The sequence below is a fragment of the Mycobacterium sp. SMC-4 genome (genome assembly GCF_050205565.1).
Classification (GTDB): domain Bacteria; phylum Actinomycetota; class Actinomycetes; order Mycobacteriales; family Mycobacteriaceae; genus Mycobacterium.
On the sequence record NZ_JBNMQU010000006.1, the window covers coordinates 1 to 14,066 of the forward strand.

The 14,066-nt window shown below is 69.9% G+C and carries 11 protein-coding genes and 1 pseudogene; 7 read left to right on the forward strand and 5 right to left on the reverse strand.

Annotated elements, in window-relative coordinates:
* A pseudogene (locus tag ACQI46_RS12000) lies at nucleotides 1-351 on the reverse strand (hypothetical protein); the annotation flags it as partial.
* A 235-nt stretch (nucleotides 352-586) separates the two neighbouring features.
* Between ACQI46_RS12000 and ACQI46_RS12005 the strand changes: the two are divergent.
* The gene (locus tag ACQI46_RS12005) at nucleotides 587-838 is read left to right on the forward strand and encodes a DUF3107 domain-containing protein (protein WP_427094230.1); all 252 of its coding nucleotides are present in this window, start codon (nucleotides 587-589) and stop codon (nucleotides 836-838) included.
* A gap of 25 nt (nucleotides 839-863) precedes the next feature.
* Here ACQI46_RS12005 and ACQI46_RS12010 read toward each other — a convergent pair whose 3' ends face one another.
* Nucleotides 864-1,544 carry a TetR/AcrR family transcriptional regulator gene (locus ACQI46_RS12010; protein WP_427094231.1) on the reverse strand — a complete coding sequence of 227 codons (681 nt, stop codon included), beginning with the start codon at nucleotides 1,542-1,544 and terminating at the stop codon, nucleotides 864-866.
* A 169-nt stretch (nucleotides 1,545-1,713) separates the two neighbouring features.
* Here ACQI46_RS12010 and ACQI46_RS12015 point away from each other — a divergent pair, with 169 nt between their 5' ends.
* The 3 genes from ACQI46_RS12015 (at nucleotide 1,714) to ACQI46_RS12025 (ending at nucleotide 4,908) form a co-directional block, all read left to right on the forward strand.
* Entirely contained in the window at nucleotides 1,714-2,742 is a 1,029-nt protein-coding gene (locus tag ACQI46_RS12015) for a DUF3152 domain-containing protein (protein WP_427094501.1), read from the forward strand.
* A 96-nt stretch (nucleotides 2,743-2,838) separates the two neighbouring features.
* Complete coding sequence (gene moeZ / locus ACQI46_RS12020) at nucleotides 2,839-4,017, forward strand: adenylyltransferase/sulfurtransferase MoeZ (protein ID WP_427094232.1); 1,179 nt, start codon at nucleotides 2,839-2,841, stop codon at nucleotides 4,015-4,017.
* Between the two features lie 36 nt (nucleotides 4,018-4,053).
* Complete coding sequence (locus tag ACQI46_RS12025) at nucleotides 4,054-4,908, forward strand: TIGR02569 family protein (protein WP_427094233.1); 855 nt, start codon at nucleotides 4,054-4,056, stop codon at nucleotides 4,906-4,908.
* Between the two features lie 85 nt (nucleotides 4,909-4,993).
* On the opposite strand, the gene ACQI46_RS12030 is transcribed toward ACQI46_RS12025, so the two are convergent.
* On the reverse strand, nucleotides 4,994-5,290 hold the full coding sequence (locus ACQI46_RS12030; protein ID WP_427094234.1) for an MGMT family protein: 297 nt from the start codon (nucleotides 5,288-5,290) through the stop codon (nucleotides 4,994-4,996).
* A gap of 1 nt (nucleotide 5,291) precedes the next feature.
* Complete coding sequence (locus ACQI46_RS12035) at nucleotides 5,292-6,068, reverse strand: alpha/beta fold hydrolase (RefSeq protein ID WP_427094235.1); 777 nt, start codon at nucleotides 6,066-6,068, stop codon at nucleotides 5,292-5,294.
* Nucleotides 6,069-6,146: 78 nt separating this feature from the next.
* Here ACQI46_RS12035 and ACQI46_RS12040 point away from each other — a divergent pair, with 78 nt between their 5' ends.
* A complete protein-coding gene (locus tag ACQI46_RS12040; protein WP_427094236.1) occupies nucleotides 6,147-9,266 on the forward strand; it encodes an ATP-dependent helicase in 3,120 nt (1,039 codons plus the stop codon).
* Nucleotides 9,263-12,553, forward strand: a complete 3,291-nt coding sequence (locus ACQI46_RS12045) for an ATP-dependent helicase (RefSeq protein ID WP_427094502.1) — start codon at nucleotides 9,263-9,265, stop codon at nucleotides 12,551-12,553. Before ACQI46_RS12040 ends, ACQI46_RS12045 begins: the two co-directional genes overlap by 4 nt.
* On the opposite strand, the gene ACQI46_RS12050 is transcribed toward ACQI46_RS12045, so the two are convergent.
* Nucleotides 12,519-12,917, reverse strand: a complete 399-nt coding sequence (locus tag ACQI46_RS12050) for a DoxX family protein (RefSeq protein WP_427094237.1) — start codon at nucleotides 12,915-12,917, stop codon at nucleotides 12,519-12,521. The two genes, ACQI46_RS12045 and ACQI46_RS12050, sit on opposite strands and share 35 nt — an antisense overlap.
* A gap of 46 nt (nucleotides 12,918-12,963) precedes the next feature.
* On the opposite strand from ACQI46_RS12050, the gene ACQI46_RS12055 reads away from it, so the two are divergent.
* Nucleotides 12,964-14,043, forward strand: a complete 1,080-nt coding sequence (locus ACQI46_RS12055; RefSeq protein ID WP_427094238.1) for a potassium channel family protein — start codon at nucleotides 12,964-12,966, stop codon at nucleotides 14,041-14,043.
* The last annotated feature ends 23 nt before the right edge of the window (nucleotides 14,044-14,066 follow it).

Genomic DNA, 14,066 nt, shown 5'->3' on the forward strand with positions numbered 1-14,066 from the left:
CGGGGTGGGGGCGTCGGAGACGACGGTCGCCGATACTGAGCCGCTGTCACTGCCGGACAGGATCGTGCTGGCGACGATCACCGCGACGAACAGGACGGCCCCGGCCGCGCCGGCGATCCACATCCAGCGACGGTCGATACGTGCTTCGTCGAGGTACTCGTCGTAGTCCTCGGCGGTGTCGTCGGCCCTGTCCCAGCGCGGATCGTCGAACGTCGGATAGGCGTCGGTGTCCAGGTCGGCGTAACCCTCGAGATCCTCGGGATCCGCGTAGCCGGCTCCGCGACGCGCGCTGCGCAGACGCTCGGTCGGTGTCAGCGAGTACGGAGAAGATGCGGTGTATTGCCTGCTCATCCTGCTGTCCCAGTCGTTGCTTCCGGTTGCTGACCCGATGCTAATGAGGCAGAAGTGACGATTGAGGCTGACGCGCGTCCCAGGCGGTCACGGTCGGGACTCAGTTCGGTCGCCTCCGGATCGCGGTCAGCATCACGTTCGCCGACGGCTGAGGTGGCGGCGCGGCGATGGCCGCTCGACGTCCACTAACCTGCTGGGGAAGAAGTGCGGACAATCGAACGGAAGGGTTTTCACCGTGGAGGTCAAGATCGGTGTCACCGACAGCCCACGCGAGCTGGTTCTCAACAGCGCGCAGACGCCGGCCGAGGTGGAGAAGTTGGTCACCGATGCTCTGGACGCCGGCGCCGGTGTGCTGGCGCTGACCGACGCGAAGGGTCGGCGCTTCATGGTGCCCAACGCAAAGATCGCCTACGTCGAGATCGGACCCGCCGAGGCACGCCGCGTCGGATTCGGCGTCGGACTCGACCCCGCCAAGAGCGCCGGCTGAGACCGGCGCGCCCGGTCCTGGAAACCTAGGACCGGGTCAGCGGCACGTGTGACAACCCGCCCCAGATGAACGCGACGGTGCCCTCGACGGCGTCGTCTTTGTCGATGGGGCGGTCGTTGTTGAGCCAGTAGCGCGCCGAGTCGACGCTGATGCTGACCAGACCGACCGCGATCATCCGCGCGCGGTGCGGTTCCAGTCCCGAGTCGTGGCTGATCAGGTCGAACACCGCATCGGTGCACGACTCGGTGGCCACCTTGACCTGCGCGGCCACCTGCGGCTCGGTCACGTAGTCGTTCTCGAAGATCAGCCGGTAGCCCTGGCCGTCGTGTTCGATGAAGTCGAAGAACGCCTGCACCGCCGCGCGCACCCGCTGCCGGTTGTCGGTGGTGGTCCGCAGCGCCTGGCGCACACCGGAAACCAGGTTGTCGACGTGGCGCTGCAGCACCGCGAGATAGAGCTCCACCTTCGACGCGAAGTGCTGATACAGCACGGGTTTGCTGACACCGGCGCGTTCGGCGATCTCGTCCATGCCGGCCGCGTGGTAGCCGCGGTCCACGAAAACCTCGCTGGCGGCGGCCAGCAACTGTCCCCGACGCTCGTCGCGGGGTAAGCGGTTACCGCGCCGTGCGGTGCCGGCGCCGGCACCGCCGGTGCCGTTGGCGGGTGTGCCGCCTCGCCGCTGCGCCGTCTTGGCGAGTTCGCTCATCAGAACCTCGAGTGTCACTGCCGGCGCGACCGGCGTTCGTCAAATGTTCGCACTGACACTACTACTGATTGCTGATCTCTCTTGTGAGACATGTTTCCGTCGACCCCGGGCAGCGCGCCGGAGCGGACCTGCTTCGGTGCTGTGTCATCCTGTTGCGGTGACCGGACAACTGGGTCCAGAGCGTCACGGGGACGGTCGCGTCCCCGTGTTGCGCGACGAGTGGCGTGAGCCGCTGCGCGCCTTGCGCGACCCACTGGCCGAACAGCCCGGCCGGATCCGGTCCAACCGCGACGAGCACAAGAGGTGGCGCAAGCAGACCTGGCTGGGCCGTTTCGTGTCGACCTACGGCTGGCGCGCGTACGCCCTTCCTTTGCTCGTCGTGCTGACCGCCGTCGTGATCTACCAGACCATCACCGGGACGAGCGCGCCGCCGCCGGTCGCCGACGAGGAAGGTCCGGTGCAGGGTCCGCCGACCCTCGGGGTTCCCAGCACCGAGATCGTCGGCGCACCCCCACGGGGTCTGACCCAGTTCGACGCGAACCTGCCGACCGGGATCCTGCCCGACGGTGGCCCCTTCACCCCGGCCGGTGCCCGGACGTGGCACGTCGTCCCGGGCGGCACCCCGCAGGTGGGGCAAGGCACCACGAAGGTCTTCACCTATACCGTCGAGGTCGAAGACGGTATCGACACCACCACCTACGGCGGTGACGACGGCTTCGCGCGGATGGTCAGTGAGACGCTGGCCAATCCGAAGAGCTGGACGCACAACCCGCAGTTCGGGTTCGTCCGGGTCGACGCCGCCGCCGGGGTGCAGCCGGACTTCCGGGTGTCGTTGACCTCCCCGTTGACCGTCCGCGAAGGCTGCGGGTACGACATCCAACTCGAAGCCTCTTGCTACAACCCGGCTTTCGACGGGCAGCCGCGCGTGTTCGTCAACGAGGCGCGCTGGGTCCGCGGCGCGGTGCCGTTCCAGGGCGACATCGGCTCCTACCGGCAGTACCTGATCAATCACGAGGTCGGCCACGCCATCGGTTACCAGCGCCACGAACAGTGCGCCAACACCGGGGATCTGGCGCCGATCATGATGCAGCAGACGTTCTCGACCGACAACAACGACGCCGCTCGATTCGACCCCGGCACGGTGACCCCGGACGGGAAGACGTGCCGCTTCAACCCCTGGCCGTATCCGATCGCTTGATCTCGGTCACTGCGGGCGCGGGAAGGTCTGCCCCCTCATTGCTGTTGTCCTCATTACCTGCTGAGATGGATTCCATCGTCAACCAAGGAGAACTCGGTGTCATCCCCGTTGCCGCCGCTGGTCGAGCCAGCGGCCGAACTCACCCGTGAAGAGGTCGCACGCTACAGCCGGCACCTCATCATTCCCGACCTCGGTATGGACGGGCAGAAACGGCTGAAGAACGCGAAGGTCCTCGTGATCGGGGCCGGGGGCCTGGGGTCGCCGACGCTTCTCTATCTCGCCGCCGCCGGTGTGGGCACCATCGGGATCGTGGAGTTCGACGTCGTCGACGAGTCGAATCTGCAGCGCCAGATCATCCACGGGCAGTCCGACATCGGTCGGCCCAAAGCGCAGAGCGCACGGGATTCGATCCTGCAGATCAATCCCTTGGTGAACGTGCGTCTGCACGAGTTCCGCCTCGAGCCCGACAATGCGGTCGACCTGTTCAAGCAGTACGACCTGATCCTCGACGGCACCGACAACTTCGCCACCCGCTACCTCGTCAACGACGCGGCCGTGCTGGCCGGCAAGCCGTACGTGTGGGGGTCGATCTACCGGTTCGAAGGCCAGGTCTCGGTGTTCTGGGAGGACGCCCCCGACGGGCTCGGCCTGAACTACCGCGACCTGTACCCGGAGCCACCTCCACCGGGCATGGTGCCGTCCTGCGCCGAGGGCGGTGTGCTGGGCATCCTGTGCTCGTCGATCGCGTCGGTGATGGGCACCGAGGCCATCAAGCTGATCACCGGCATCGGGGAACCGCTGCTGGGTCGCCTGATGGTCTATGACGCGCTGGACATGACCTACCGGACGATCAAGATCCGCAAGGACCCGTCGACGCCGAAGATCACCGAGCTCATCGACTACGAGGCCTTCTGTGGCGTCGTGTCCGACGACGCGGCGCAGGCTGCTGCGGATTCGACGGTGACCCCGCGCGAACTGCGCGAGATGCTGGGCTCCGGCAAGAAATACGCGCTGATCGACGTCCGCGAGTCCGTCGAGTGGGACATCAACCACATCGACGGTGCCGAACTGATCCCGAAGTCGGCGATCGAGGCCGGCGACGGTCTGGCCAAGCTTCCGCACGACCGGGTTCCGGTGCTGTACTGCAAGACCGGCATCCGTTCGGCCGAGGCGCTGGCGGTGGTGAAGAAGGCCGGTTTCAGTGACGCACTGCACCTGCAGGGCGGCATCGTGGCCTGGGCCAAGCAATTCGAACCCGACATGGTGATGTACTGACGCGGGGTCGCTGCCCGTTGCGCTTACGCTGATGCGGTGACCGCAGAGCGCCCACCAGAGCATGTCCTCACGGCTTTCGGGCTGTCCGGAGTGCAGCCGGTGCCGCTGGGCTCCAGCTGGGAGGGCGGCTGGCGCTGCGGCGAGGTGGTGCTGTCGATCGTCCCCGACCACGCCCGGGCGGCCTGGTCGGCCAAAGTGCGCGAGACGCTGTTCGTCGACGGCGTCCGGCTGGCGCGGCCCGTGCGCTCCACCGATGGCCGCTACGTCGTCGCCGGCTGGCGCGCCGACACCTACGTGGCCGGCACGCCCGAACCCCGGCACGACGAGGTGGTCTCGGCCGCGGTCCGGTTGCACGAGGCCACCGCCAAACTCGAGCGTCCGCGGTTTCTGACCCAGCCCCCGGTGGCGCCGTGGTCGGATGTCGACGTGTTCACCGCCGCCGACCGGGCGGCGTGGGAGGACCGACCGCTGCACTCGTTGCCGCCGGGTGCGCGGGTGGCGCCGGCCACGAGCGACGGACAGAAGTCGGTCGAGCTGATCAATCAGCTCGCCACATTGCGGCGTCCCACCAAGAGCCCCAGCCAGCTCGTGCACGGCGACCTGTACGGCACGGTGCTGTTCGCGGGTACCGCGGCTCCGGGCATCACCGACATCACGCCGTACTGGCGTCCGCCGGCGTGGGCGGCCGGCGTCATCGTCGTCGACGCGCTGTCGTGGGGTGAAGCCGACGACGGCCTGATCGAACGCTGGGACGCGCTGCCGGAGTGGCCGCAGATGTTGTTGCGTGCGTTGATGTTCCGGCTCGCGGTGCACGCACTGCACCCGCGCTCGACGCCGGCGGCGTTCCCGGGCCTGGCCCGCACCGCCGCGCTGGTGCGCCTGGCTGTCTAGGGTTCGGCGCGCGCGTTTTGTGCCCAGAGTGCGCTCAGCGTAGTTGCGGTGCGGCGGCAGCGACGCTCACGGCACTCTCGCGGCATCAGAACGTGTGACGGTACTGCCGCAGCGGCACCCTGCCCTCGTCGGCCAGTACCCCTTCGGCGCGGAGCCGCGCGAGTTGCTCGTCCCGCAGGTGCGGGGCAGGTTCGCCGGACGCTCGGATCACCCGGTGCCACGGCAGGTCCGACGAATCGGTCCGCATGATCCAGCCGACGATCCGCGCGCTGGGAAGGCTTGCCGCAGCGGCGATGTCGCCGTAGGTCGCGACGCGGCCCGACGGGATCGCCGCGACCAGTGCACGCACGGCCTCCACCTGCTCGTCGGTGATGGCGGCCATGTCAGCGCAGGTGTCGGCGGATCAGCGCAGCGGTCTCCTCGGGCCGCGCCAGCGGCACCATGTGGTCGCAATCCCATTCCAGCACGGTCAGATTGGGCCCGAGACCGGCATCGAGCGCGGTGATCAGCTCGTCGCTGGCGTACGGCGGGTCGACGAGCGTGGCCCGCACCAGCGTCGTCGGCATACCATCGCGCGGGATCGGGACGGGCCGCGTCAACTCGCTCCAGTAGCTGAGCATGGCGGGGATGCTGATCCGCCACCCCACCCGGCCGTTGGGTTGTGCGACCAAGTGTTCGTCGAGTTCGCGTTCCAGCTCGGCCTCGTCGACCTCGCCCCACGAACCGTCGACCTTCTCCTGGCGGGCCTCGGCTCGGTCGGTGTAGTCAGGGCTGCGGTACATCTCGTCGGCGATCTCGCGCATGCGTCGTCCGTCCAACCCGACCGCGGGGTCGAGCAGCACCAGCCCGGCCACCAGGTCCGGGCGGGCGGCGGCGAGGTTCAGCGCCAGCGCGCCGCCGAAGGAGTGACCCACGACCACCGCCGGCTGCTGCTCGTCGATGAGTGTGGCCAGCGCTGCGACGTTCGCGTCGATGGTCCACGGGGCATCCCAGGACGACCGACCGTGGCCGAGCAGATCCGGTGCCACGGTGGGGATGTCGGGCAGATGACGCTCGAACAGCGACTCCCAGCGTCTGCCGTGGCCGGTCAGACCGTGGATCGCCAGAACCCGTGCGGGTCCGGAGGGTCCGTAGCGGTAGGTGTGCAGCACGTCGGTCACGAGTGTCGATGCTGCCAGTCGGGGACGAGCCCGGTCCACCCGCGGTGAGATGTCAGACCCTCGTGATGTCATGCCCTCATGTCTGCGCCGCACACCGAACTGACCCCGCAGTCCCTGACGAGTGGGGACCTGCGTGGCTCGGTGCGGGTGCTGGGAGGGCCCGGCACCGGCAAGAGCACGTTGCTGATCGACACCGCGGTCGCGCACATCCAGGCTGGGTACCACCCCGAATCGGTGCTGCTGCTGACGGGTTCGGCGCGGCTGGGAGCACAGGTCCGCGCGGCCATCACGTCGCGCCTGTTGACTGCCGGGGAGACCCGCGCCGTGCGCGAGCCTCTGGTGCGCACGGTGCACTCGTACGCCTTCGCGGTGCTGCGGCTTGCCGCGCAGCGCACGGGTAGCCCGCCGCCGCGGCTGATCACCAGCGCCGAACAGGACGGCATCATCCGCGAACTGCTGGCCGGAGACGCCGAGGACGGAGACGCCTCTCCCGTGCGGTGGCCGGCCCGGCTGCGGCCCGCACTGACCACCGCGGGGTTCGCGACCGAGCTGCGGGACCTGATGGCGCGCTGCAGTGAGCGCGGAATCGATCCTGCCGAGCTGCAGCGCCTCGGCCGTCTTGCCGATCGCGACGAATGGTCGGCCGCAGGACGTTTCGCGCAGGCCTACGAGCAGATCATGCTGCTGCGTTCAGCGGTGGGTATGGCCGCCCCGCAGGCCACCACCCCGGCATTGGGGGCTGCCGAACTCGTCGGCGCCGCCCTCGAGGCGCTGGCCGGTGACGCCGACCTGCTGGCCGCCGAACGGGCCCGCGTGAAGGTGCTGCTGGTCGACGACGCCCAGCACCTGGATCCGCAAGTCGCCCGCCTGGTCGGTGTGCTGTCGGCCGGCGCGGAACTGACGGTGATCGCGGGAGATCCGCAGCAGACGGTGTTCGGATACCGCGGCGCCGACCCCTCTTTGCTTGTCGGGGAGGGACCCACGCTGCACTTGACCACGTCGCGGCGCTGCGCCGCACCGCTGGCCGACGCCATCAGCGCGGTCGCGTCGCGGTTGCCGGGCAGTGCATCCCACCGCGAGTTCCACGGATCCGACGCCGAGGGGTCGCTGTCGGTGCGGATCGCCGCTTCTGCGCACGCCGAATCCGCGCTCATCGCCGACGCGTTGCGGCGCGCACACCTGGTCGACGGAGTGCCGTGGAACCAGATGGCCGTGATCGTGCGATCCGTGCCCCGGATGGGTGCGCCGTTGAGCCGGGCGCTGTCGACGGCCGGCGTGCCGGTCGACGTCGCCGGGAACGACGCCGCGCTGTCCGACCAGCCCGCGGTACGTGCGCTGTTGACGGTGCTCGAAGCCACCGCCGAAGGTCTCGACAGCGCACGGGCTTTGGCGTTGGTCACCGGACCGATCGGACGCGTCGACCCGGTCTCGCTGCGGCAACTCCGGCGGGCGTTGCGGCGGCGGTTCACCCGGCCCGACAGCAGCGAGGAATTGCTGGTCGATGCGGTGCACAAGGACGGCGACGGTCTCTCCGACGAGCACGCCCGGCCGCTGCGTCGGATCCGCGCGGTGCTGTCGGCCGCCCGCCGCAGCGTCGACGAGGGCCACGACCCCAGGCACACCCTGTGGCAGGCGTGGCACCGCTCAGGGCTGCAGCGCCGGTGGCTGACCGCCAGCGAGCGCGGCGGTCCGGCCGGTGCGCAGGCCGACCGCGACCTCGACGCCGTCACCGCCCTGTTCGACGTCGCCGACCAGTACGTGACCCGGACCGCGGGCGCCACCCTGCGCGGACTGATCGACCACATCACCGGTCTCGCCTTGCCGCCGGTGCGCAGCGACGACGCGGCGCGCGCCGACTCGGTGGCGGTGCTCAGCGCGCACTCGGCGCTGGACCGCGACTGGGAGTTCGTGGTGATCGCCGGAGTGCAAGAGGGGTTGTGGCCCAACATCGCTCCGCGCGGCGGCGTGCTGGGCACCCAGCAGCTCGTCGACGTCATCGACGGTGTCGCCGCGGTGGGGCAACACGAGTTGTCCAGCCGCGCCCCGCTGCTGGCCGAGGAGCGGCGGTTGTTGATCGCTGCGATGGGTCGGGCGCGCAGCCGGGTGCTGGTCACCGCCGTCGACAGCGACGACAGCGACGAGGCCATGCTGCCGTCGACGTTCTGCCACGAACTCGCGGCGCTCGCCACCGAAACGCCACCCGAGCCGGCCGAGCCGATCCGCGCGCCCCGGGTGCTGGTCGCTTCAGCGGTGGTGGGCCGGCTGCGGTCGATCGTCTGCGCGCCGGACGACCAGGCCACCGACACCGAGAGACTCTGCGCTGCTGTGCAATTGGCCCGTTTGGCGGGCGCCGGGGTACCGGGCGCCGCGCCGAAGTCGTGGTACGGCATGGCGCCGGTGTCCACGACCGATCCGCTGTGGGACAGCGAAGGCCAGGTCGTGACGCTGTCACCGTCGACCCTGCAGACCCTGTCGGACTGCCCGCTGCGCTGGCTGCTGGAACGCCACGGCGGCAACCGCGGACGCGACGTGCGTTCCACGCTCGGATCGCTGGTGCATGCCCTGATCAGCGAGTCGGGCCGAAGCGAATCGGCGCTGCTCGCCGAGCTCGAGAAGCTCTGGGACGGACTGCCTTTCGAGGCGCGGTGGCACGCGGACAATGAGCTGGCCCGCCACGCGGAGATGCTGCAGACCTTCCTGCGGTGGCGCGCCGACACCCGCGGCGAGCTGACCGAGTTGGGTACCGAGGTCGACGTGGACGGCCAGATCCAGGCCGCCGACGGCGATCTGCCCGGGGTCCGGGTGCGTGGACGTCTGGACCGATTGGAACGCGACAACACCGGCCGGCTGGTCGTGGTCGACGTCAAGACCGGCAAGAGCCCGGTCACCAAGGACGACGCGCAAAGCCACGCCCAGTTGGCGATGTACCAGCTGGCCGTCGCGGCCGGGTTGATCGCCGACGGTGACCAGCCCGGCGGCGGGCGTCTGGTCTACCTGGGCAAGGTCGGCAAGACCGGTGCCACCGAGCGTGAGCAGGCAGCACTGACCGCCGAGGCCGTGGAGCAGTGGCGGACCGAGGTGGCGCAAACCGCCGCGAGGACGCAGGGGCCGGACTTCGTCGCCAAGGTCAACGACGGCTGCGCACACTGCCCGGTGCGCTCGATGTGCCCCGCGCAGAACAGGAGCCGGCAGTGCTGACACCGCGCTATAGTCCGTCCGAATTGGCCGATGCGCTCGGACTTTTCGCGCCCACCGACGAGCAGGCCGCCGTCATCGCCGCCCCGCCGGGACCGCTGGTCGTGATTGCCGGTGCCGGGGCCGGCAAGACCGAGACGATGGCCGCGCGGGTCGTGTGGCTGGTGGCCAACGGCTATGCCCGTCCCAGCCAGGTGCTGGGCCTGACGTTCACCCGCAAGGCTGCCGGTCAGCTGCTGCGGCGCGTGCGGTCCCGGCTGGCCCGCCTCGCCGGCGCAGGCCTGATGATCCCCGGCGCGGACATCGCCGACGACCCGGTCACCATCAGCACGTACCACGCGTTCGCGGGCACACTGCTGCGCGAGTTCGGTCTGTTGCTTCCCGTGGAGCCCGACGTGCGGTTGATCAGCCAGACCGAGCTGTGGCAGTTGGCTTTCCGGGTCGTCTGCGAGTACCCCGACGAGTTGCCCACCGAGAAGTCGCCGGCCGCGGTCACCGGAATGGTGCTCAAACTCGCCGGGCAGCTCTCCGAGCATCTGGTCGACACTGATCAGCTGCGCGACACGCACATCGAGCTGGAACGGCTGGTGCACACGTTGCCGGCCGGGCGTTACCAGCGCGACAGCGGGCCCAGCCAGTGGTTGCTGAAGATGCTGTCCACCCAAACCGAACGGACGCTGCTGGTGCCGCTGATCGACGCGCTGCACCAGCGGATGCGCGACGAGCACGTCGTCGACTTCGGCATGCAGATGGCCTCGGCGGCGCGGCTGGCCGCGCAGTGTCCGCAGGTGGGAGAGCAACTGCGGCAACGCTTCCGGGTGGTGCTGCTCGACGAGTACCAGGACACCGGACACGCTCAGCGCGTGGCGCTGTCCTCGTTGTTCGGCGGCGGCGCCGACGACGGTCTGGCGTTGACCGCCGTCGGCGACCCGATCCAGTCCATCTACGGCTGGCGCGGCGCGTCGGCGACCAACCTGCCGCGGTTCACCACCGACTTCCCGCTGTCCGACGGCACCCCCGCCCCGACGTTGGAGTTGCGCACCAGCTGGCGCAACCCGCCGGAAGTACTGCACCTGGCCAACGAAGTGTCCACCGAAGCGCGCCGACGCTCGGTGGCAGTGCGAGCACTGCGTCCCCGGCCACACGCCGAGTCCGGTGACGTACGGTGCGCACTGTTCACCGACGTCGAGACCGAACGCGAGTGGGTCGCCGACGAGGTCGCCCGCCGCTACCACGCCGGAATCGCCGCGACGGGTTCCGCGCCGACCGCGGCAATCCTGGTGCGGCGCAACGCCGACTCGGCCCCGATGGCCGAGGCGCTGAGCCGTCGCGGCGTCGCCGTCGAGGTCGTGGGTGTGGCCGGCCTGCTGTCGGTGCCGGAAGTGGCCGACGTGGTGGCGACGCTCCGGCTGGCCGCCGACCCGGCCGCCGGTCCGGCGGCGCTGCGGGTGCTGACGGGCCCGCGGTGGCGGCTGGGCGCCCGTGACATCGCCGCGCTGTGGCGCCGCGCGGTGGCCCTGCACGCCGGCGACCCGGCCCCGACGACAGGCAGCCTCGCCGAGCAGGTCGTCGCGCAGTCCGGTCCTGACGTCGACGAGGCGTGTCTGGCCGACGCCCTGGCTGATCCTGGCCCCGCCGAGGCGTATTCCGAATTGGGCCGTCAGCGCATCGTCGCGCTGGCCCGCGAGCTGGTCGCGCTGCGCGCCCACCTCGACAGTCCGCTGCCCGACCTCGTGGCCGAGGTGCGGCGACTCCTGGGTGTCGACGCCGAGGCACGCGCGGCCGCTCCGGTGACCGCGGGGTGGTCCGGCACCGAACATCTCGACGCGTTCAGCGATGTGGTCGCCGACTACGCGTCGCGCCCGGGCGCCACGGTCACCGGGCTGCTGGCCTACCTCGACCTCGCCGAGGACATCGAGAACGGCCTGGCCCCGGCCGAAATCAGCGTGGCTCAGGACCGTGTGCAGATCCTGACCGTGCACGCGGCCAAAGGCCTCGAGTGGCAGGTCGTCGCGGTCCCGCACCTGAGCGCACGGGTGTTTCCGTCGACGGCGATGCCGCGCACCTGGCTGTCTGATGCGGCCGATCTGCCGCCGCTGCTGCGCGGGGACTGCGCCGCGGTGTCCGAGCACGGTGTGCCGGTGCTCGACACCTCCGACGTCAGCGACCGAAAAGGCTTGTCGGACAAGATCAACAGCCACAAGCGCAGCCTGGATCAGCGACGCACCGACGAAGAGCGGCGACTGCTGTACGTGGCGATCACCCGCGCCGAGCACACTCTGCTGGTCTCCGGGCACCACTGGGGCGCCACCGAGACCAAGCCGCGCGGACCCTCGGCATTCCTGTGTGAGCTCAAAGACGTCATCGACGCGGCAGCCAGCGCGGGCACCCCGTGCGGCACCGTCGACGCATGGGCCGAGGCACCCGCGGACGGCGACACCAACCCGTTGCGCGACCGCGTCACCGAAGCGGTCTGGCCGGCTGATCCCATCGGGGGCCGTCGTACCGAAACCGACCGCGGCGCGCATCTGGTCGGACAGGCGATGGCCGCGGATATCCCGCCCGACGCCGCAGCCGACCGATTCGGATGGGCCGCCGATGTCGACGCCCTGCTCGCCGAGCGTCAGCGCGCCCAGCACCGCCCGCCGGCGGAGTTGCCGGCGGCGCTGTCGGTCAGCACCGTGGTGGAACTCAGCCGCGATCCCGACGCCGCGCTGCAACGGCTGCAGCGCCGGCTGCCCCGCCGGCCGGATTCGCACGCCCTGCTGGGCACCGCGTTCCACGAATGGGTGCAGCGGTACTTCCAGTCGGACAAATTGTTCGACCTCGACGATCTGCCCGGCGCGGTCGACGCCGACCGCCAGGACCGAGGCGAACTCGAGGAACTGCAGGCGGCGTTCGCGGTCTCGGAGTGGGCGGCGCGGACACCGATCGACGTCGAGGTCCCGTTCGACATGATGCTCGGCGACCGTGTGGTGCGCGGACGCATCGACGCCGTGTTCGCCGACGACGACGGCGGTGTCACGGTGCTCGACTGGAAGACCGGGGAGCCGCCGTCAACGGCGGAAGAGCTGCAGCACAACGCGATCCAGTTGGCCGTGTACCGGCTGGCGTGGGCGCAGCTGCACGGTTGCGCACCGTCGTCGGTGCGTGCGGCGTTCCATTATGTGCGCTCCGGTCAGACCGTGCGGCCGGGCGCGCTGCCCGACGCCGAGGAGCTGGCCACGCTGATCACCGGCGACGAGCAGATCGCAGTCAGGACTGCCGATAGATCTTCAGCGCCTGCGTGACCATCGGGATCTGGAACGGCAGCCGCGCGATCGCGACCAGCCGCATCGGCAGCGGCTTGGTCGGGTCCTGGAACCACAGCCGCACCATGTTCACGTTGGCCGGGAACACCGAGACGTAGAGCGCCACCGCCGCCAACGCGCCCAGCCGCCGGGTCCGCGGGGCCAGGAGCATGCCGCCGATGCCGATCTCGGCGACACCGGAGGCGTAGGTGTAGGTGCGGGCACTGCCCGGCAGCTCGGCGGGGACGATGCCGTCGAACGGCTTGGGAGCGATGAAGTGCAGCGCACCGATGCCCAGCAGCATCGCCGCGGTTCGATAAGCGCGTGTCGCGGCCTGCTGCGATGCCGCCGAGGGTGAGGTCATGATTACATTGTGCTGGTGCGGCAGCCTCACACCGTGACAGGCCCCTGTGGCTAGGGGCAGCCTGCGCCGTCGGCTCCGTCGGTTCGATCAGAGCCTGGCGGACTTGCCGGTCCATGCGCTCACCGACCGGGTACAGATTCCCACCACGCTGGTCAGCCCGGCGCGGCGAATCACCGTGCGCGTCATCTACGCACTGGCCGCGCTGTCCGTGGCGGTGCTCATCGTCTACCTGGACCGCGACGGCTACCGCGACGCGCAGGACAATCCGCTGTCTCTGCTGGACTGTCTGTACTACGCGACGGTGTCACTGTCGACTACCGGCTACGGCGACATCACCCCGATCACGCCCGAAGCGCGGCTGATCAACGTGCTGGTCATCACCCCGCTGCGCGTCGCGTTCCTGATCGTGCTGATCGGCACGACCGTCGAAACCCTCACCACACAGTCGCGGCAGGCCTACCAAATCCAGCGCTGGAGGAGCAGATTGCGCAATCACATCATCATCGTCGGCTACGGCACCAAGGGCCGGACCGCCGCTGCGGCGATGGTCGGCGACGAGATTGCTCCCGGCGACATCGTGGTCGTCGACGAGGACGCCGCGGCGCTCGAACGCGCCAAGAGCGCCGGGCTGGTGACCGTCCGCGGCACCGCCACCGACTCGGAGGTGCTGCGCCTGGCCGGCGCCCAGCACGCCAAGACCATCATCGTGGCCGCCAACCGTGACGACACCGCTGTGCTGGTCACCCTCACCGCGCGTGAGCTCGCGCCGAAGGCCAAGATCATCGCCGCGGTCCGCGAATCCGACAACGAACACCTGCTCAAGCAGTCCGGCGCGGATTCGACCGTGGTGACTTCGGAAACCGCCGGTCGTCTGCTCGGTATCGCCGTGCAGACCCCCAGTGTCGTGGAGATGGTCGAAGACCTGCTGACCCCGGACCGGGGCTTCGCGATCGCCGAGCGTGAGGTCACTCCGAAGGAAGCCGGCGGGTCACCGCGCCACCAGAGCGACATCGTGCTGGGGGTGGTGCGCGAGCAGAAGCTGATCCGGGTCGACGCCCCGGAGGTCGACGCGCTCGAGCTGGGGGACCGGTTGTTGTACATCCGCAACGCGGACACCGACCGATGAGCGCCTGCGCGGATGAGGAGAGC